Origin of the sequence: Pseudoclavibacter sp. 8L (assembly GCF_902506465.1) — a bacterium.
In the GTDB taxonomy this organism is placed as follows: domain Bacteria; phylum Actinomycetota; class Actinomycetes; order Actinomycetales; family Microbacteriaceae; genus Pseudoclavibacter.
Genome location: NZ_LR733208.1, coordinates 25,587 through 44,324 on the forward strand (window position 1 = coordinate 25,587; position 18,738 = coordinate 44,324).

Consider the following 18,738-nt stretch of genomic DNA (forward strand, 5'->3'; position numbering starts at 1 on the left):
TGAAGCGGCGGCCTGGGTCGAGGTGCGATACTCGGCGGAGCGTTTCCCGCGCCCCGTGAGTCGAGGAGAGCATCACCGCATGACCGTTGAACCCCGACGTGCCGTCGCGATCATCGGCAGCGGCCCGTCGGCCTGCTACACGGCGCAGGCGCTGCTCAAGCTGCGCCGCGACGTCGAGATCGTCATGTTCGAGCGACTGCCCGTGCCGTACGGGCTCATCCGCTACGGCGTCGCCCCGGACCACGTCGGCACGAAGGCCGTGACCCGGCAGTTCGATCGCCTGTTCACCCGCTCGGGTGTGCGCTTCCTCGGCAACGTCGAGGTGGGGCGGGACGTCGAGTTCGATGCCGTCCGCAGCGCGTTCGACGCGACGGTCGTCGCCACGGGACTGCACGCGGATGCGGAGCTGCCGCTTCCTGGCTTCGACGACGAGCGGGTCATCGGCGCGGGTCGGTTCATGCGCATCCTCAACCAGCATCCAGGCGACGAGATCTCGCTGCCGCAGCTGGGGAGTCGGGTCGCGGTCGTCGGGAACGGCAATGTCGCGATCGACGTCGTGCGCCTGCTCGCCAAGCATGAGACCGACTTCGAGGGCTCTGACGTGCACTCGCCGCTGCTCGACGCTGCAGCTGGCGGTCTGCAGATCATCGAGGTGCTCGGGCGGGCAGGCATCGACGACGCCAAGTTCACGCCCTCCCTGCTCGCCGAGCTCGGGCGCATCGACGACGTCCGCGTCGAGGCCTTCGGCGTCGACGACAGCTCTCTGGCGGACACGTCGAATCGGTCCGCACAGGCTGTCGCCCTCGCTGGCCTCCTTGACCGACCGCAGCCGGAGAACCCGCGGGTCACGGTGCGCCTTCGGCTCGGTGTCGCGCCGGTGGCGCTCACGCGGGACGGCGAGATCCTCCGCCTGTCGCTCGCCGGACCGGGCGCGTCTGAGGCGCTCGCCGCCTCGACGAGCGCCGAGCCCGCATCCATCGACGTCGACTCCGTCATCACGGCCGTCGGCTTCCACCGCGGCGACGCGCACCTCCTGCACGCGCTCCTCGGTCACGAAGACGATGTCTTCGCGGCGGGCTGGGCGAGACGGGGCCCCAAGGGCACCATCGCCGAGAGTCGTGCCGAGGGCCAGACGGTCGCGCGAGAGGTCGACGCGTGGCTCGCATCCGCGGCGCACGAACCGCACGATGAGCGGGCGGCGCTGCTCGAGCGGCTCGACGAGAGCGCCGTGAGCTTCGCCGAGTGGAGCACGATCGACGAGCACGAGCAGCGCCAGGCTGGCCCGGGGCGCGTGCGAGCCAAAGAGCAGAACACCGAAACGCTGCTGCGCATCGCACGCGGCCGAGCCGAGGCCGACTCCTCCGACGCGCACGCCGAGGCCGGTCGTGCGAGTGTCCAAGACCCCCACCCCGCAAGCAACACCTAGGAGCAGTACATGAGCATTGTCATCCTCTACGGCACCGAGTCGGGCAACGCCGAACTCGTCGCCGGTGACCTCGCCGACGCCATGCCGGACCGCGACGTCATGGTCGAGGACATGTCCGTCTTCGAGCCGGAAGAGCTCGAGGAAGGCACCTTCTACCTCTTCGTCTGCTCGACGCACGGCGACGGAGAGCTCCCGAGCGGTGCCCTGCCCTTCTGGGAGGAGCTCGACGCGATCCGTCCCGCGCTCGACGGGTACCGCTACGGCATGTTCGGGATGGGCGACACCACCTACTCGGACACCTACAGCCAGGGGAGCGAGCACATCGACCGGCTCATGACGGAGCTCGGCGCGCAGCGCGTCGGCGAGTACGGTCGCCACGACGCCAGCTCGCGCCAGACGGCGAGCGACGCGGCGCTCGCCTGGCTGCCGACGCTGCTCGCGGCGCTCGAAGCGGCCGGCATCGACGCGTAGCGCGCGCCTGACCGACCTTCCGCCGCCCATCACGCATCTGCGATGGGCGGCGGTGTGTGTCCGGCAGGCGCTGGGGGAGAGCGGCGGATGGCGGTGGAGAGCGAGAGCGACGTGACGGTGTCCGAGACTCCGGGGATCGCGGCGATGCTCTCCCAGACCTCTTTGATGCGCTCGACGGATCGCGCTTCGAGCAGGACGAAGAGGTCGTAGTCGCCCGTCAGGATGTCGCACCGGGTGACCTCGGGGACCTGTGCCAGGGCGGCGAGCACGTCGGAGCCGCGCATGCGGTCGGAGCGGTACACGAACAGGACCGCCGAGATCGGGGTCTCCTGGCTGCCGGCGTCGTGTCCCCGAACCAGGGTGTAGCCCTCGATGACGCCGTCGCGCTCGAGTCGCTCGATGCGCTGCTTGACGGCGTTCCTGGAGAGCCGCACCTTGTTGCCGAGGGTCACCAGCGGCGTTCGCGCGTTCTTCGTGAGTTCGCGCAGCAACTGCGCGTCGATGTCGTCGCGTGGTCGCATCGTCATTGTCTGCTCCCTCTTTGAGTGTGACATTAGCACTCTCGCGTGGTTATATGGCATGGGCGCGGGACGAGAATGACGCGATGGCGCGTCACAGGAGAGGAACACCATGGTTCTCAGCACGACGGTTCGAAGCAGGATCCGGATCTACTGGCCCGTGCGGCCCGAGACGTTCGCCGAGGTCGTCGCTGGCAACGCCACGGTCTTCGCAGACAGTTCTGACGTGCGGCCCCTCAGGGACGCCCTCTCGTCGTTCCCGGAGGTCGGGGACTTCGGCGACTACAAGACGGTGACGGAGGTGTCGATCGGCTTCGAGGGCTTCACCGTCGGCCCAGGGGCGCAGCCGACGCTCGGATCCGCGGGAGAGCGCACCATCTCCCCGACGCTCGCCGTGACGACGCACGTCGAGAGCGAGCTGGGCTCCCACCGACTCACGGAGATCCTCGAGCGAATCGTCGAGGTCCATCCGTGGGAGGTCCCGGTCATCGAGGTCACCGAGGGCGTGACGCTCGTCTCGCGCGCCAGAGACGAGCCTCCTGCCGCCCGCAGCGATCTGTGGCCCCAGCTGCGTTCGGTGCTGCTCGGCCGCACCTTCACCGACCTCACCCACGCCTTCCATGCCGGGCAGCCGCGCTTTCCTGCGTTCCCCGACGAAGAGCGGACGGAGATCTTCTCCCTCGAGAGCGGCGACGGCTTCACGGCCCACCGGTACTCGATCATCGGCCAGTGGGGCACGCACGTCGACCCGCCCTCGCACTTCGCACGGGGCGGACGGAGCCTCGACGAGCTGGCCGTCGACGAGATGATCCTCCCCCTGGTCGTGCTCGATATCAGCGCCCGCGCGGCGGTCGATCCCGATGCGACCCCGACGCTGCAGGATGTCGAGCTCTGGGAGAGCGAGCACGGGAGGATCCCCGCCCGGTCCTTCGTTGCGCTTCGCACCGACTGGAGCAAGCGGTGGCCTGACATGTCGGCCATGGCGAACGCGGGCGCTGACGGGGTCAGCCACGTGCCTGGGTGGAGTCGCGAGGTGCTGACGTTCCTGGTCACCCAGCGTGATGTCGCGGCGGTCGGTCACGAGCAGACCGACACCGATCCCGGCTCCGCGACCTCGGTGGGCGACTTCAGTCTCGAGCGGTATCTGCTGGAGCAGGACCGCTGGCAGATCGAGCTCATGGCGCACCTCGACCGCGTTCCAGCGGCGGGGGCGGCCGTGGTCGCGACCTGGCCCAAGCCCCTGGGCGGCAGCGGATTCCCGGCGCGCGTCTTCGCCATCCACTGAGCGTCGCTAGGCTGGCCGCGTGGACTCCAACTCGAGCATGGGGCGGGCGCTCGACGTGCTCACGACCCTCGCCGACCTCACGAGCGTGGCCCCGCACCGAGCGACCGTCGCGCAGGTCGCGGCGATGCTCGACCGTGACCGCTCGCAGGTGTCTCGGACGCTCAAGTTCCTCACGGAGGAGGGGACGGTCACGAGGCTCGAGGATCGGAGCTATCAGCTCGGCTGGCGGGGCTACGCCACCGCTCAGGAGCTCACCGATCGTCGCCTCCAGACTGACGGACTCACGCTGCTCGAAGAGCTTGCCGAGGCGACGCGCGAGGCCTGCTTCATCGGCGTGCTGAGCGGTGACAGCACGGTGACGATCGTGGAGGCGCTCCCGACGGCTGCGCGCATGATCGGGTCATGGCTCGGGCGTCCCTACCCTGCGTTCTGCTCGGACGCGGGGCAGGGGGTGCTGTGGGATGCCAGCGACGACGAGATCGCCGCGGTGCTCGCCGCGACCGAGTTCCGGGCCGCGGGCCCGAACGCCGCGGCCAGCCTGGGGGAGTTCCTGGCGAGGCTCACCGCTGCGCGCGAGCGCGGCTACTCGATCGTGGATGAGGAGGCCGAACCTGGCCTGTACTCCGTGGGGGCGCCGGTGTACGACTTCCGCGGTGAGGTGGTCGCCGCCGTGCAGATCGTCGGCACGCGCGAACGGCTGCGACCGAAGACGGCAGAGCTCGGTGCGGCCGTTCGGGACTGCGCCCTGACGCTGTCCACGATTCTCGCCGCTCCAGCGCGCTGAGGATCGCGTGCTCCCGCGCGCATCCGCTCGCGGTGCTCAAGAAGCGGCGAGCGCGCTGAGGCGATCGGCCGCCGCCGACATGGCCGCGACGAGACGCGGCTGGGTCGCCTCCGGGAGTGCCCGCGACACACAGCTCAGGGCAGCGACGATGGCCCCATCCTCGCCGCGAATCGGAGCGGCCAGGTCGGAGGTCCCGTGCTCGAACTCCTCGAACGCGTCGATATGTCCAGTCGCGCGATCGCGAGTCAGTCGTTCGGAGAGGTCTGCCACCGAGTAGGGGGCTCTCGGACCGCCGACTCCGACGAACTGCGCGTTCCCAAGCAGCGTCTGGAGCTCATCCGTGGACGCATCCCAGAGCAACGCCCTGCCGGCTCCCGTGCACCAGATCGGCGTCACCATCCCCGGGCGGACGGAGGTGCTGGCGCCGGACGCGGGCGACTCGAACCTCAGGAGCAGAGCCCTGTCTCCGAGCGACGCCGAGATCCGGGCATCCACCTGGAACGCGGAGACGAGCCCACGGAGCTCTCGACGAGCTTCCCGGAGCCACGGCATCTGGCGGGCTGCGGCCACTTCGAAGTGGCGGCGGCCCGGCCGGAAGGCGAGGTCCCTGTTCTTCTCGAGCATGCCCAACTGGACGAGCTCCTGAGTGAGTCGCGACACTCGGCTGCGTTCGAGCCCCGTGTGATCGGCCAGTCTCGAGACGGTGAACGCGCTGCGTCCCGTCGCCTCGCGCTGCGTCGCCGCAGCGAGCAGCTGCAGGCCCTGGGAGAGCGACGACTGCTGGTGCATGCGAGGCTCCCGTCTCTTGGGGCTACTGGGTAACTCAGTGGTCGTGACGTTTCAGCCTAGCGTCGTGGCATGCTCCAGGGCGTGCACACCCGTGGCCTTCCGCGGGAGCATTCTTCCCCACGCCGTGTAGAGGTCGGCGGCGAGGTGCCCGTGTGCGAGCTCCAGGTCGGCGCCGGTCACCTCCTCGCCGCCCTGTCGGCCGTAGAGGACCACCTCGTCGCCGGGGAACACGCCGTGCACCTCGGTGACGTCGATCGTGAGGCAGTTCATGGCGAGCAGGTCGATGACGGGAGCGCGCTTGCCGCGGATGAGGACTTCGGCTCGACCGCTCAGGTCACGGGGGTAGGCGTCGCCGTATCCCACCGGAACCGTCGCGAGGACGGAGTCCCTTGCGAGCGTATGTGCGCGGTTGTAGCCCACGCTCTCGCCGCGCGAGTAGCCGTTGACGGCCGCGACGCGCGACTTGAGCGCCATCGCCGTCCGGAAACGCTTCGGGTCGGCGGCCGTGTCGCCGTAGAGTGCCGCGCCGATCCGCACGAGGTCGAGTCTCGACTCCGGGACCGTGAACGCGGCGAAGGAGGTGGCGCAGTGCCGATCGATCGGCGAACGCGCGCCTCGCTGGGCCAGACTTGCGCGGATGACCTCGGATTCGGCGACGAACCGTGCGGTGCCCGCTCGGACGTCGTCTACATCCTCTTGGGGGAAGTGCGTCGCGATGCCGCGAACGTCGAGGCCTGGGAGCGAGGCGAGCGCGCGCAGCTCCGCCAGTCCTGCGCCTCTGGAGACGTCGATGCCGTCACGTGAGATCCCGGATGAGTTGATGGAGAGGTGCACCGGGATGCTCCGCCCAGCGGCGACGGCGACGGCCGACGCGGCGGTCGCGTGGGGGAAGCCACCGATCCATTCCTCGATCCTCCAGGCGGTGCCCGCCTGCATCTCCTGCGGCTGCGCTGAACGCAGCCGCAGGAGACGCCCCGTGAAGCCAAGGGCGCGGAGTTGGGCGGCTTCACGGTTCCTCGAGATGCCGAGCATCTCGATGTCGTGGGCGATGACGACGGGGCCGACGAGATCGATGCCGTGCCCGTAGGCGTCGGACTTCAGCACGACGCAGAGCGTGCTGTCGCCGGCGAGCTCTCGCTTGATCTCCCGAAGGTTGTGGTGGATGGCGTCGAGGTTGATCTCAACCCAGACCGGCTCCGCCGTCATCGCGGTGGTCATGACGTGTGGCTCCTCGGTGTGTCCAGCTCTTCAGCGGGGTACGCGGCTTCCTCGTCGACGAGGAGCGCAGGTTTCGCGCCTCGGCGCGTGTATCGCCACCAGAAGACGACGTAGCAGGCGATGACGAAGGGCACGCCGAAGTACAGCGCGGCGATCTGATTCGGGTCGAAGGCGATCGCCACGATCGAGATGCTGAGGAGTGCGAATGCGAGGATCGGGACGAACGGGTAGAGCGGGGTCCGGTAGGCCAGGGTGCTGACGTCGCCGCCGGCCCGGACGAACTTTCTCCTGTGGAAGAACTGGGACGCGACGATCGACATCCAGACGGCGACGACGGCGAAGCCCGCGACGGAGACGAGGACGAGGTAGACCGTCTCGGGTGCCATGACGCTGGAGATGAGCGAGGCGAGCCCGCCGAGCATGCTGACGCTGAGGGCCGTGAGGGGGATGCCTCGCCGGGTGAGCTTCGTGAAGGCCCGTGGCGCGTGCCCCTCCTCGGCGAGGGAGAAGAGCATCCGCGCGCAGGAGAAGAGTCCGCTGTTGCCTGCGGAGAGCAGCGCCGTGATGATGACGAAGTTCATGATGTCGGCGGCGAACGGGATGCCGATGTACTCGAAGACGGTCACGAACGGGCTGTCGGTCACGCCGGTCTCCTCGTACGGCACGATGGCCGCGATGACCGTGATGGCGCCGATGAAGAAGATGACGAGGCGCAGCACCGTCGACTTGAGGGCGCGGGGGATGTTCTTCGCTGGGTCCTTCGTCTCGCCGGCCGCGACGCCGATCAGCTCGGAGCCGCTGAAGGCGTAGAAGACGGCGAGGGCGGTCACCAGCACCCCGGAGATGCCGGTCGGGAAGAGGCCATCCGGGGTCTCGAAGTTCGTGAAGAACAGGGGCCCGTGCTCGGCTGCCGGGCCGCCGAATGGGGCGAAGCCGAAGATGGCGGCGCCGCCGAGGATGATGAGCACGACGATGGCTGCGACCTTGACGATGGAGAACCAGAACTCCGACTCTCCGAATACGCGCGCCGAGATGGCGTTCATGCCGAAGAGTGCGGCGGCGAACACCAGGCACCAGATCCAGACGTCGACGCCCGGGAACCACCGCTGCATGAGGATCCCAGCGGCGGTGAACTCGGAGCCGAGGGCGACGGCCCAGCAGAGCCAGTAGAGCCAGGCGGTCGTGAACCCGGTTGCCGGGTTGATGCTCCGGGCCGCGTAGATGTGGAAGGCGCCCGAGACCGGGTAGGCGACGGCCAACTCGCCCAGGCAGGTCATCACGAGGTAGACGACGACGGCGCCGATGCCGTAGGCGAGGACGGCGCCGAGGGGGCCAGCCTGCGAGATCGTGTAGCCGGAGCTCAGGAACAGGCCAGAGCCGATGACTCCGCCGAGCGCGATCATGACGAGGTGACGCGCGCCCATGGATCGCTGCAGCTTGCGCAGGGGCACTTGGGTCGACGTCGTATGCGGGAGCGAGTTGGGCAGCTCTTTGTGCGTTGAGGGGGACATGGGCTCACCTTTGAGTTCTGTGTCGCGGTCGAGGAGCAGTGTGCAACATAGCCACGCGTTGATGCCTATATTGCATCCTCTGGAGGTAATTCCCAAGTATCTCGCCGAACTGAGCCGACACAAGAGGCCGAGCATGCGTCAGGCACATGGGCAGCGCGGCGAGCAGAACGGCAGTCACGAGCAGCGAAAAGACAGCATCGCGCTGCCGCCACTGCAACCCAGGCTGAGGGCACCTAGAACACACAAGGAGACACCGTGAGAAATTACGATCTGGCCCTCATCGGGTTCGGCGGCGTCAGCCGAGCCCTCGCAGAGATCATCAGCAACGACGCTGCACGCCTGACCGCCCAGCTCGGCTTCACCCTCAGAGTCGTCGCCATCACCGACCTCGCCTTCGGATCGCTGGTGCAGCCGGGCGGAATCGACCTCGAACATGTCCTCGCGCTGCCCCGCGGCTCCGATTTCGGGGGCCTCCCAGGCGGATCGGCAGAACCGAACAATCGAGAGGTCATCCAGGGCTGCACGGCGGACATCGTCGTCGAGGCCACCTTCACGAACCCGAGTGACGGAGAGCCGGCGGCCTCCCACGTCAGGTGGGCACTGGAATCCGGCAAGCACGTCACCACGACGAACAAGGGGCCGGTGGCCCTCCACGCCGCGTCGCTCAGTGCGCTCGCAGCGACACGAGGGCTGGCGTTCGAGTTCGAGGGCTCCGTGCTCAGCGGAACCCCGATCCTCCGGTTCGCGCAGCAGATGCTCCCGGCGCTCACCGTGACCTCCGTCGAGGGCATCCTCAACGGCACGAGCAACTACGTCCTCGGCCGTCGCGAGGCTGGCGTCTCGCTCGAAGCCGCGATCGCTGAAGCGCAGCAGCTCGGGTACGCAGAAGCCGACCCGACTGCGGACATCGAAGGGTCGGATGTGCGGCTCAAGGTGGCCATCCTCGCGCAGCAGGTCCTCGGCGTCGACGTGCCGACAACCGAGATCGTCACGGAGGGGATCTCCGGCATCACCGATGCGGACATCGTGGAAGCCGCGGCTCAGGGCCTCAGGTGGAAGCTCGTCGGCTCGGCGACGCGCACCGCAGAGGGCGGGGTGGAAGCGCGCGTGCGGCCCGTCGCGCTCAGCGCGGAGCATCCACTCGCCGGCATCACCGGCCCGACCAACGCCGTGACGTTCACGACGGACCTGCTCGGCCAGGTCACCGTGGCCGGTCCAGGAGCAGGGCGAGTGGAGACGGCCTACGCGCTCATCTCCGACCTCGTCGCCATCGACAGGGCGGCGTCGCAGCGCGTCGCCCCCGAAGATGAGCTCGTCGGGCTGTTCGGGGCGACGCTGTGACCGCCCTGTCATCGCTCTCGAGAGAGCACCGCACGCTCGCGGCCCGGGGGGAGGAGCTCGTCGTCACGAGCCCTGCCGATGGAGCCGTCGTCGGCGGGGTCCAGCAGCACCTCGCGGAAGACCTCCCCGAGATACTGGCCCGAGCGCGGGCCGGCAGCCTCGTGGCGAAGTGCCTATCGCGGCACGAGCGAGCGAGCGTCCTCGAGCGCGCCGCGGACCTCCTCCGTGACCGGTCGGAAGCCGTCGCCGACCTCATCGTCGCGGAGGCCGGGAAGACCATTCGCCAGGCACGCAAAGAGGTCTCGCGTTGCCAGAACACCCTCAAGCTGTCGGCTGCCCAAGCCCGCAGCAACGCGGGCGAGGTGATTCCGTTCGACGCCTACGAAGGCGAGGAGACTCGCACGGGATGGTTCACGCGGGAGCCGCTCGGCATCATCGTCGCCATCACGCCGTACAACGACGCGCTCAACCTCGTCGCTCACAAGATCGGCCCCGCCATCGCCGGGGGAAACGCCATCATCCTCAAGCCGTCGCAGCTCACGCCGCTGACCGCCAGGCTCCTCGTCGACCTGCTCGTCGAAGCTGGCCTTCCGGCGGAGGTGATCACCACCGTGCACGGCGACCGTCGCCTGTCGCAGGCGCTCGTCTCGGCCAGGGAGGTCCGCATGGTGTCCTTCACGGGAGGGTTCCGGACGGGCGAGGCGATCGCCGCCTCCGCCGGCATCAAGAAGATCGCCATGGAGCTGGGAGGCAACGCGCCCGTGCTCGTCTTCGCTGATGCCGACCTGGAAGCTGCCGTCGGACGCTGCGTTTCGGGGTCCTTCTGGGCAGCGGGGCAGAACTGCATCGGCACGCAGCGCATCATCGTGCACGAATCGATCGTCGAGCGCTTCCGCGCGGCGTTCGTCGCCGCCGCCTCCGAGCTCACCTTCGGTGACCCCAGGCAGGAGACGACCGACGTGGGCCCGATGATCAGCATCGCCGCCGCCCGATCGGCGGAAGAAGCTGTCGAGGCCGCGGTTCGCGCGGGGGCCGAGCTGCTCCTCGGCGGTCGCGCCGAAGGGCACATCTTCCCGCCGACCGTCCTCACCGACGTTCCTCGCGAGCAATGCGTGTGGGCGGAGGAAGCCTTCGCACCGATCGTCGTCATCGAGTCCTTCTCCACCTTCGAGGAGGCAGTCGACCTCGCCAACGAGCCCGAGTACGCGCTGCACGCTGCGGTCTTCACGGGCAGTCTCGCGACGGCGATGCGGGCGACTCGCGAGCTGGACGCCGGAGCCGTCATGGTCAACGACTCCTCCGACTACCGCTTCGACGCGATGCCGTTCGGTGGCGCGAAGTACGGGAGCATGGGGCGCGAAGGCGTCCGGTTCGCCTACGAGGACATGACGCAGACCAAGGTCGTCGGCATCCTGGAGTGACCGCATCGCGGGGCGCCGTGACCGAGGGCGAGCGGATGCAGTCGGCGTGTGCATCCGCTCGCCACTCGGCCTCGGTTTGGGAACGCTCGCCGAACAGCGCCCCGACCGGCCGCCCAGCGGAGTAGATTGCGCGCATGACTTTCAACGAGAACGCGAAGCTCGACACGAGCGGCGTGCAGAAGCGCGGCCGGGGGGCCAAGACCGCCGCGATCGGCGGCGGCTCGATCGGCCTGCTCATCGTGGCGTTCCTCGCCTCGCAGTTCCTCGGAGTCGACCTGACGGGGCTCGTCAGCGGCGTCGACACGGGCCAGCAGTCGCAGGAGCAGGTCGAGGGCACCGGCCTCGAAGCCTGCCAGACCGGCGCTGACGCGAACGCGCAGATCGAGTGCCGCATGGTCGGCGTGCAGAACTCGCTCGCCGACTTCTGGGAGACCGAGAGCGCGGCCGTCGGCGTCACGTACGAGCAGCCCGGGTTCATCCTCTACGAGGGCCAGACGAGCTCGGCCTGCGGTACCGCGTCCAACGCGGTCGGCCCGTTCTACTGCCCAGGCGACTCGTCCATGTACGTCGACACGTCGTTCTTCCAGCTGCTTACCTCGCAGCTGGGTGCCAAGGAGGGGCCGCTCGCGGAGATGTACGTCGTCGCGCACGAGTGGGGTCACCACATCCAGCACCAGATGGGTGTCTTCGACAACACGAATCGCACGGACACGGGGCCGACCTCTGACGGGGTGCGCATCGAGCTGCAGGCCGACTGCTTCGCCGGCTCCTGGCTGGGCGCCGCGGCGACCACCGAGACCGCCGACGACGTCACGCTCCTCGAGCCGCCGACACGCGAGCAGGTGGACGTCGCCCTGTCGGCAGCATCAGCCGTCGGCGACGACCACATCCAGGGCCAGCAGGGCCAGGTGAACCCGGAGTCGTTCACGCACGGCACGAGCGAGCAGCGCGTGAACTGGTTCGTCACGGGCTACGAGCAGGGCACCGGCGCCTGCGACACCTTCGCGGTCAGCGGCAGCCAGCTCTAGCGTCCGTCGCGCGTCGCGCCGGCGCACAGCATCGTGGCCCGGTGCCGCCCATCGTGAGATGAGCCGCACCGGGCCACACCTGTTCCCGGCGGTTCGGCGCGCTCCTCGGAGTGGCCAACTTGCGTGATGAGCGCGCGCAGCTAGTGACGGGCGCGGCCCGAGGCCGCGGCTCGTCCCGGAAGTTGGCCAGCGGCGGCCGGATGCGCCACCGCGAGGTGCCGGCGAGAGCTCCCGCCTAGAACTCCTCGTGCGTGTCCGGGTCCTGGCCCCAGATGCGTCCGCGCTCGAGGGCGGAGAGCGCATCCACCTCAGCATCGTCGAGTTGGAAGCCGAAGATGTCGAGGTTCTTCGCCTGGCGCTCGGTGGACCGTGACTTCGGGATCGGCACCGAGCCGAGCTCGACGTGCCAGCGCAGAATCGCCTGCGCCGGCGACACCTCGTGCGCGGCGGCGATCTCGGCGACGACCGGGTGCTCGAGCAGCTCGCCGCGACCGAGCGGGCTCCACGCCTCCGTCACGATGCCGTGCTCGGCGTGGAACGCGCGAAGCGCCGCCTGTGGGAAGAACGGGTGCAGCTCGACCTGGTTGACGGCAGGTGTGACACCCGTCGCGTCGGCGATCCTCGTGAGGTGCTCCGGCGTGAAGTTCGAGACGCCGATGGAGCGCACGCGCCCGTCCTTCTGCAGCTGCACCAGGGCCCGCCAGGTGTCGACGTACTTCTCGAGGCGCGGCAGCGGCCAGTGGATGAGGAGCAGGTCGAGCTGCTCGAGGCCGAGGCGCGCGATCGACTCGTCGAAGCCCGTGAGCGTCTCGTCGTAGCCGTGGAAGCGGCCGGGGATCTTGCTCGTCACGACGATCTCGGAGCGTGGCACCTCGGAGGCTCGGATCCCGCGGCCGACGGCTTCCTCGTTGTCGTAGCTGATGGCGGTGTCGAGCAGGCGGTAGCCGAGCGCAAGCGCCTCGCGCGTGGGGTCTGCCGAGTCCTCGCCCGCGTGGGGGTAGGTGCCGAAGCCGATCGCGGGGATCGTGGTGCCGTCGTTGAGCCCGAGTGCAGGAACGTTGCTGGTCACTGTTCGCCTTCCGTCATTTGTCAGAACAAATCGAGCCTAGGGTGTGCGCTCGGGAGGTTTCCGACCGTGACGCGCGGCGCCGCGTCGATGCCATCAGATAGCTGGCGTGGGGGAGTGGAGGTCCTCGAGTGCCTCCGTGATGGCCGCGCGCAGGCCTGCCGGTGGCTCCTCGCGCGTCGCGAGCACCACCTCACGCGTGAGCGTCGCGGGATCGATGGGCACGAATGCCACCGCGTCGTCGTGCCAGCTCGCCACCGAGGCGGGGACCACGGCGACCAGCTGTCCCGCGGCGATCATCCCGAGGATCGCGGGGTAGTCGTCCGAGCGCATCCCCGTGCTGGCTTCGAACCCGGCCCTCCTGCAGTGTTCCCGGGTCGCCTCGTCGAGCGTGTCTCCACCGGAGGCGCCGAAGGCCCAGCGGTCGTCGCGCAGCTCGCCGAATTCCCGGACCGGCTGCCGTCGCTCGGCGGTCGCGAGCGGATGCTCGCGAGGCACGGCGAGGAAGAGCGGTTCGGCGAAGAGGAGCGTGGTGGTGATCTCGGGGGACAGCGGCGTCGGCAGGTCGGACGCCTGGAACAGGACCGCCGCATCGAGTCGCCCCTGCTCGAGCTGTCGGCCGAGGCGCTCGCACTCGTCGAGGGTCAGCTCGAGGCTGAGCTGCTCCCGTTCGGCGCGGCTCAGGATGCCGGGCACGACCAGGGCGCCGAGCGTGGGGAAGATGCCGAAGCGGACGAGGCGTCGCTCGTCGTCGAGCCAGGCGTCGAGCTCGGCAAATGCTCGGCGTCCGCCCTCGAGTAGCTGCCTGGCCCGAGGTGCGAACACGGTGCCGGCCGCGGTCGGCACGCTTCCCCGAGGGCCTCGTTCGAGGAGCTTCGTGCCCGCCTGCTGCTCGAGGCGCTTCAGGTGGTGGTCGACGGTCGGGTGGCTCCAGCCGAGTGCCGTCGCCGCGGCTGAGACGGAGCCCGCCGCGAGCACTGCGTCGAACGCCGCGAGTCCGCGGAAGTCTGGCAGGTCCGCGGATCGGCGATCATACATAGCTTCAGTCTAGGACTGAAGCGCCCCCGGCAACCTGCAATTCTCTCTTGGATGCCCGGGTGCCACGATAGGGGGATGACGCACGCACCTGAGTTCCCCACGTTTGCCCTCGACGACGCTGCAGACGCCTTCGGCGGAGCCGCGGCGAATGCGAGCGTTGACGTGCAGGGGCAGAGCTCGCTGGAGGCGAGCGGCGCGAGCCGCGAGACGGCCGGCGCCCCCTACGCGGCGGCGCTCGCGATGCACGCTGCCCGCGACTCGACGGCCTTCCTGGTCCCGGGGCACGGCGCCGACGCCAGCGGCCTCGGCCTCGGCCAGGCCGAGTACTTCGGCGAGCGCGTCCTCGAACTCGACGTGACGCCCCTGCTCGACGGCATCGACCTCGGTGACGGCTCGCCCCGCGAGCAGGCCGAGCGGCTCGCCGCCGACGCGTGGGGCGCATCCAGGACCTGGTTCCTGACCGGCGGCTCCTCGATGGGCAACCGCATGGCCGCGCTCGCGGCCAGGGGGCTTGGCGAGGGGGTGCTCATGCAGCGCAGCGCCCACTCGAGCTTCGTCGACGGCATCATCCTCGGCGGTTCCTCGCCGAGCTTCGTGCTGCCGGAGGTCGACCTCGAGCACGGCATCGCCCACGGCGTCACCCCCCACTCGGTCGCCGAAGCGCTCGCCGAGCGGCAGGCATCCGGTGGCGGTGCCGTCGCGGCCGTCTACATCGTGTCTCCCAGCTACTTCGGCGCGGTGGCCGACGTTGCCGGCATCGCCGAGGTCGCGCACGAGGCCGGCGCCGCGCTCATCGTCGACGCCGCCTGGGGTGCTCACTTCGGCTTCCTTCCCGAGCTTCCGGACTCCCCGGTTCGGCTCGGCGCCGACCTCGTCGTGACGAGCACGCACAAGCTCACGTCCTCGCTCTCGCAGAGCGCGCTCGTCCACCTCGGGCACGGGCCCATCGCGCGAGCCCTCGAGCCGCACGTCGAGCGCGCTCACCGCATGACCGCATCCACGAGCGAGAGCTCGCTGCTGCTCGCGTCGCTCGACCTCGACCGTCGTGACCTCGTCGAGCGCCGCGACCTGCTCGAGGAATCGCACGCTGCCGTGCTCGCCGCCAGGGCGATGTTCCGAGCCGACGGCCGCTTCCCGGTGGCCTCCGACGGGTTCGGCGGCTTCCCGTCGACCGTCGCGATCGACCCCTTCCGCATCCCGCTCGACATCCGCGCGACTGGCCTCGACGGGCACACCGTGCGGCTGCGGCTCGCCCGCGAATACGGCGTGATGGTCGAGATGGCGACCGTCAGCTGCATCGTCGCGGTCATCGGCATCGGCAAGACGCCGGACACGCGAGTCCTGCTCGACGCGCTCGTCGAGATCGCGGCGGGTGCGGCCGCCGACTCGCTTGCTACGGATGCGGCGGGCGACTCGGCCCCCTCGATCCCGCCCATGCCTGGGCCAGGGGTCATGCGCATCCGCCCCCGCGCCGCGTACCTCGCCGACGCCGAGACGGTGTCGTGGTCGGATGCGGTCGGGCGCATCTCCGCCGACTCGCTCGCCGCCTACCCGCCCGGGATCCCGAACGTCCTCCCGGGTGAGGAGATCACGGTCGAGGTCGTCGAGTTCCTCCGCGCCTCGGCGGCGGCGGGGAGCCACGTCCGCGGTGCCGTGGACTCGGCCGTCTCCGCGTTCCGCGTCGTCGTCGAGTAGCGGGGCAGCACCGCGCTGGCGCTCCGGCGCGAGCGGTTCGGCGCTCTCGTGACCAGCTTGAGTGCAGGATCGCTGCTCAGCGCTTCCGGGGAGCCTGGTGGAGCCGTTTTTGCACTGATGTTGGTCAGGCGCGGCTTCGTCTTGACCCGGAGTCAGGTGCGTCCTGCGTCGGCCGGTGTGCCGTCGTCGAGGATGAGCTGCAAGAAGACCACATCGAGCCAGCGGCCGAACTTCGTGCCGACCTGGTCGAGGCGGCCCGCGTGCGCGAAGCCGAGGCGCTCGTGCAGGCCGATCGAGGTCACGTTCGCCGCGTCGATGGCGGCGACCATGACGTGCTTGCCCGCGTCGCGGGCGCGGACGATGAGCGCGAGCGTGAGGGCCTTCCCGAGTCCGCGCCCGCGGGCCTCGCCGCGCACGTAGACGGAGTGCTCGACCGTGTGCCGGTAGCCGGAGAAGGTGCGGAAATCGCCGTAGCTCGCGTAGCCGAGCACTGCATCCGATTCATCGACGGCGACGAGCACGGGCAGGCCGGCGGAGGTGCGCCCCGCGAACCAGGAGCGACGGTCGTCGTCGTCGACCGTCTCGGCGTTCCAGTTGACGGTCGTCGTTAGCACGTCCTCGTTGTAGATCGCGGTGATCGCGGGGATGTCGTCGACGGTGGCATCGCGGATGATCGGGGTCACCCGGCCAGTATCCCGCAGGGCCGCACCCCCGCGCCTCGGCGAGCCCGGGCTGGCGCCTCCTCGCCTTCGCGGCTCAGGCCGGAGCGCTGCCCGTCGACCCGCGCACCGCGAGACTCGTGACCACCCGCTGCACCCGCTTGAGCTGCACGGGATGCTGCATCCGCTCGAGCAGGAACGTGCCCGCCTGCACGCCGATCGCGAAGTTGCCGGTGTCGACGGACGTGAGGGAGACGACCTGGAATTTCGCGAGCGGGGAGTTGTCGTAGCCCGCGACGGAGAGATCGGCGGGGACGCGCAGGCCGAGGGTGTCGGCGACCGAGAGGACGCCGATGGCTGAGGCGTCGTTGAAGGCGAAGATCGCGGTGACGCGTTCGGCGGCCGAGCGGCTGAGGAGGCGGGCTGCTGCGGCATGTGCGCTCTCCTCGCTCATGCCGCCTGCGTCGACGACGGCGCTCGAGGCGACGCCTGCTTCCGACATGGCGCGCAGGAACCCCTGCTCGCGCAGTCGGCTGATGCGACCCGGGCCCTGCAGGTACGCGATGCGGGTGTGGCCGAGGTCGAGGAGGTGGCGGGTCACCTGGTGGGCGCCCGCCTCGTCGTCGTTGGTGACGACGTCGACGGAGGGCAGCTCGGGGTCGAGGGTGCCGGCGAGCACGGTGGGGATGTCGTCGGCGATGCGTGCGATGGCATCGGCCTCGGAGGTGGTGCCGATGACGACGATGCCGTCGACGCCCTGCTGCGTGAGGGTCTGCAGCGAGCTGCGCCCGACGCGCTGGTCGGTGCGGCTGTCGGCGAGGAGGGTCGCGTAGCCGGAGGCATGGAGGGTGGCGGAAACCCCTTCGAGGAGTTCGACGAACCAGGGGTTGCGGAGGTCGTTGACGATGAGTCCGACGGTCTTGGTCTTGATGCGGGCGAGGCCTCGCGCGTGCGCGTTCGGCCGGTAGCCGAGCTCGGCGATCGCAGCGAGCACTGCCTGGCGTCTCGCGTCGCTCACGTGCGGTGCATCGCGAAGGACCAGCGAGACGAGGGATTTGGAGACGCCGGCCTGCTCGGCGACGTCGCGGATCGTGACTGGTGCCGCGGGGGACTTCGGGGTCTCGCTCACGAGGTCGCCTCCGTGCTCTGCATCTGGTCGCCACCAGCGTATGGCCTTTCTTGGCATCGTGTGGAACTATTTGCATCGATCCATATTTGTCCAAGATCGACAAGGCACAGCAGACGAGCACCGAGGGTGACATGAGCAGACAGAACGCGCGCCGACTGAGCGCAGGAATGGTCGGTGGCGGCATCGGTGCCGACATCGGCAAGACGCATCGATTCGGGATGCGGATGGACGACCGATACTCCCTCGACGCCGGGGTCTTCGGCCGCGACCGCGAGCAGTCGGCCGAGGTGGCCGCATCGCTCGGAGTCGCTCCGGAACGCAGCTACGCGAGCTACCAGGAGATGGCGGAGGTCGAGGCGACGAGGGAGGACGGTGTCGACGTCGTCATCGTCGCGACGCCGAACGACAGCCACTTCGAGGTGGCGAAGGCGTTCCTCGAACGCGGCATCCACGTCGTGTGCGAGAAGCCGCTCACGCAGGACTCCGCGACCGCGCGCGAGCTCGTCGAGCTGGCGGCCGCGAGCGGAGCGATCCTCGCCGTCCCCCATTGCTACTCGGCCTACCCGATGGTGCGCGAGGCCGCCCGGATGGTCAGTGACGGGCGCCTGGGGCGTCTCACCTTCGTCGACGTCGAGCACGCCTCTGGATGGGCCGCGACGCCGCTGGAGCTGACCGGCCACAAGCAGGCGAGCTGGCGCACGGACCCCGACATCGCCGGCTTTCCGAGCGTGGTCGGGGACCTCGGCACACACGCCTACCACCTCGCCCGCTACATCACGGGCCTCGAGGTCGAGCAGGTCTCCGCCCAGCTGCACACGCTCGTGCCGGGACGCAGGGTCTTCGACAACGCGACGGTGGCGCTCAGGCTCGCCGATGAGACCCCCGGGCGCCTCTGGGCGAGCATGGCCGCGACTGGTCACAACCACGGGCTGCGCATTCGGGTGTTCGGTGACGAGGGCAGTCTCGAGTGGCAGCACGAGGACCCGCACCACCTCACCTTCCAGGATCTGGAGGGGACGACGACGATCTTCACGCACGGCCTCGCCTCGCTCTCCGAGGATTCCGCCAGACTCACGAGGGTCGGGCTTGGGCACCCCGAGGGGTTCCTCGAGGCGTTCGGCAACTTCTACCGCGACCTCGCCGACGAGCTCGAGGCGCGCCGGGATGTGCGAGGCTCGACGGTCCGCGAGCTGTCGTTCCCGACGGGCATCGATGGTCTCATCGGGGTGCAGTTCGTCGAGGCCGTCGCGGCCTCGCACGCGGCGGATGGAGCGTGGACCGTGCCCGCGAGCGTCGCCGACCGCGACGCCGAGGTGGCTGCGGCAGATGCCGAGCTGCGGGAAGCCGGAGGGAAGTGAC

At 69.6% G+C, this 18,738-nt stretch carries 17 protein-coding genes; 9 read left to right on the top strand and 8 right to left on the bottom strand.

Annotated elements, in window-relative coordinates; translation table 11 throughout:
- Positions 1–79 precede the first annotated feature (79 nt).
- Together GV007_RS18195 and GV007_RS18200 are read left to right on the top strand one after the other, a co-directional pair.
- Positions 80–1,426, top strand: coding sequence for an FAD-dependent oxidoreductase (locus GV007_RS18195; RefSeq protein WP_160075143.1), 1,347 nt, complete (start codon positions 80–82; stop codon positions 1,424–1,426).
- 9 nt (positions 1,427–1,435) lie between these two features.
- Positions 1,436–1,897, top strand: a complete 462-nt coding sequence (locus tag GV007_RS18200; protein WP_104240202.1) for a flavodoxin domain-containing protein — start codon at positions 1,436–1,438, stop codon at positions 1,895–1,897.
- 29 nt (positions 1,898–1,926) lie between these two features.
- Here the strand turns inward: GV007_RS18200 and GV007_RS18205 are convergent, their stop codons facing one another.
- Positions 1,927–2,424 (bottom strand): Lrp/AsnC family transcriptional regulator, encoded by a 498-nt coding sequence (locus tag GV007_RS18205; RefSeq protein WP_160075145.1) that lies wholly within the window; start codon positions 2,422–2,424, stop codon positions 1,927–1,929.
- Positions 2,425–2,971: 547 nt separating this feature from the next.
- On the opposite strand from GV007_RS18205, the gene GV007_RS19335 reads away from it, so the two are divergent.
- The gene (locus GV007_RS19335; RefSeq protein ID WP_228502188.1) at positions 2,972–3,700 is read left to right on the top strand and encodes a cyclase family protein; all 729 of its coding nucleotides are present in this window, start codon (positions 2,972–2,974) and stop codon (positions 3,698–3,700) included.
- Positions 3,701–3,719: 19 nt separating this feature from the next.
- Positions 3,720–4,484, top strand: a complete 765-nt coding sequence (locus tag GV007_RS18215) for an IclR family transcriptional regulator (RefSeq protein WP_236558630.1) — start codon at positions 3,720–3,722, stop codon at positions 4,482–4,484.
- A gap of 36 nt (positions 4,485–4,520) precedes the next feature.
- Here GV007_RS18215 and GV007_RS18220 read toward each other — a convergent pair whose 3' ends face one another.
- Genes GV007_RS18220 through GV007_RS18230 form a run of 3 tightly spaced genes read right to left on the bottom strand, consistent with a single transcriptional unit; the run spans position 4,521 to position 8,002 of the window.
- A complete protein-coding gene (locus tag GV007_RS18220) occupies positions 4,521–5,273 on the bottom strand; it encodes an IclR family transcriptional regulator (protein WP_160075149.1) in 753 nt (250 codons plus the stop codon).
- A gap of 51 nt (positions 5,274–5,324) precedes the next feature.
- Positions 5,325–6,491 carry an alanine racemase gene (gene alr / locus GV007_RS18225; RefSeq protein WP_160075151.1) on the bottom strand — a complete coding sequence of 389 codons (1,167 nt, stop codon included), beginning with the start codon at positions 6,489–6,491 and terminating at the stop codon, positions 5,325–5,327.
- Entirely contained in the window at positions 6,488–8,002 is a 1,515-nt protein-coding gene (locus GV007_RS18230) for an amino acid permease (RefSeq protein WP_160075153.1), read from the bottom strand. Before GV007_RS18230 ends, alr begins: the two co-directional genes overlap by 4 nt.
- Positions 8,003–8,257: 255 nt before the next feature.
- Here GV007_RS18230 and GV007_RS18235 point away from each other — a divergent pair, with 255 nt between their 5' ends.
- The 3 genes from GV007_RS18235 to ypfJ all read left to right on the top strand — a co-directional run bounded on the left by GV007_RS18235 (position 8,258) and on the right by ypfJ (position 11,792).
- Positions 8,258–9,343 (top strand): homoserine dehydrogenase, encoded by a 1,086-nt coding sequence (locus GV007_RS18235; RefSeq protein WP_160075155.1) that lies wholly within the window; start codon positions 8,258–8,260, stop codon positions 9,341–9,343.
- Positions 9,340–10,764: an aldehyde dehydrogenase family protein gene (locus GV007_RS18240; protein ID WP_328809509.1), complete on the top strand. Its 1,425-nt coding sequence runs from the start codon at positions 9,340–9,342 to the stop codon at positions 10,762–10,764. The genes GV007_RS18235 and GV007_RS18240 overlap by 4 nt, the downstream gene beginning before the upstream one ends.
- A gap of 134 nt (positions 10,765–10,898) precedes the next feature.
- Entirely contained in the window at positions 10,899–11,792 is an 894-nt protein-coding gene (gene ypfJ, locus GV007_RS18245) for a KPN_02809 family neutral zinc metallopeptidase (RefSeq protein WP_160075157.1), read from the top strand.
- A gap of 235 nt (positions 11,793–12,027) precedes the next feature.
- Here the strand turns inward: ypfJ and GV007_RS18250 are convergent, their stop codons facing one another.
- Both GV007_RS18250 and GV007_RS18255 read right to left on the bottom strand, forming a co-directional pair.
- Positions 12,028–12,861 carry an aldo/keto reductase gene (locus tag GV007_RS18250; protein WP_160075159.1) on the bottom strand — a complete coding sequence of 278 codons (834 nt, stop codon included), beginning with the start codon at positions 12,859–12,861 and terminating at the stop codon, positions 12,028–12,030.
- A gap of 93 nt (positions 12,862–12,954) precedes the next feature.
- Positions 12,955–13,896 carry a LysR family transcriptional regulator gene (locus tag GV007_RS18255; RefSeq protein ID WP_160075161.1) on the bottom strand — a complete coding sequence of 314 codons (942 nt, stop codon included), beginning with the start codon at positions 13,894–13,896 and terminating at the stop codon, positions 12,955–12,957.
- Between the two features lie 75 nt (positions 13,897–13,971).
- Between GV007_RS18255 and GV007_RS18260 the strand changes: the two genes are divergently transcribed.
- Complete coding sequence (locus GV007_RS18260; RefSeq protein ID WP_160075163.1) at positions 13,972–15,591, top strand: aminotransferase class I/II-fold pyridoxal phosphate-dependent enzyme; 1,620 nt, start codon at positions 13,972–13,974, stop codon at positions 15,589–15,591.
- Positions 15,592–15,743: 152 nt separating this feature from the next.
- Here GV007_RS18260 and GV007_RS18265 read toward each other — a convergent pair whose 3' ends face one another.
- Together GV007_RS18265 and GV007_RS18270 are read right to left on the bottom strand one after the other, a co-directional pair.
- Positions 15,744–16,274 carry a GNAT family N-acetyltransferase gene (locus GV007_RS18265; protein ID WP_160075165.1) on the bottom strand — a complete coding sequence of 177 codons (531 nt, stop codon included), beginning with the start codon at positions 16,272–16,274 and terminating at the stop codon, positions 15,744–15,746.
- A gap of 73 nt (positions 16,275–16,347) precedes the next feature.
- The gene (locus tag GV007_RS18270) at positions 16,348–17,379 is read right to left on the bottom strand and encodes a LacI family DNA-binding transcriptional regulator (protein WP_236558632.1); all 1,032 of its coding nucleotides are present in this window, start codon (positions 17,377–17,379) and stop codon (positions 16,348–16,350) included.
- Between the two features lie 131 nt (positions 17,380–17,510).
- Between GV007_RS18270 and GV007_RS18275 the strand changes: the two genes are divergently transcribed.
- Positions 17,511–18,737 carry a Gfo/Idh/MocA family protein gene (locus GV007_RS18275; RefSeq protein WP_160075169.1) on the top strand — a complete coding sequence of 409 codons (1,227 nt, stop codon included), beginning with the start codon at positions 17,511–17,513 and terminating at the stop codon, positions 18,735–18,737.
- Position 18,738: the final 1 nt, after the last annotated feature.

Bases quoted from the DNA above. Each gene is read 5' to 3' on its own strand.
- GV007_RS18195 (WP_160075143.1), top strand. From the start codon at position 80: ATGACCGTTGAACCCCGACGTGCCGTCGCGATCATCGGCAGCGGCCCG.
- GV007_RS18200 (WP_104240202.1), top strand. From the start codon at position 1,436: ATGAGCATTGTCATCCTCTACGGCACCGAGTCGGGCAACGCCGAACTC.
- GV007_RS18205 (WP_160075145.1), bottom strand. From the start codon at position 2,424: ATGACGATGCGACCACGCGACGACATCGACGCGCAGTTGCTGCGCGAA.
- GV007_RS18220 (WP_160075149.1), bottom strand. From the start codon at position 5,273: ATGCACCAGCAGTCGTCGCTCTCCCAGGGCCTGCAGCTGCTCGCTGCG.
- alr (WP_160075151.1), bottom strand. From the start codon at position 6,491: ATGACCACCGCGATGACGGCGGAGCCGGTCTGGGTTGAGATCAACCTC.
- GV007_RS18230 (WP_160075153.1), bottom strand. From the start codon at position 8,002: ATGTCCCCCTCAACGCACAAAGAGCTGCCCAACTCGCTCCCGCATACG.
- ypfJ (WP_160075157.1), top strand. From the start codon at position 10,899: ATGACTTTCAACGAGAACGCGAAGCTCGACACGAGCGGCGTGCAGAAG.
- GV007_RS18255 (WP_160075161.1), bottom strand. From the start codon at position 13,896: ATGTATGATCGCCGATCCGCGGACCTGCCAGACTTCCGCGGACTCGCG.
- GV007_RS18260 (WP_160075163.1), top strand. From the start codon at position 13,972: ATGACGCACGCACCTGAGTTCCCCACGTTTGCCCTCGACGACGCTGCA.
- GV007_RS18275 (WP_160075169.1), top strand. From the start codon at position 17,511: ATGAGCAGACAGAACGCGCGCCGACTGAGCGCAGGAATGGTCGGTGGC.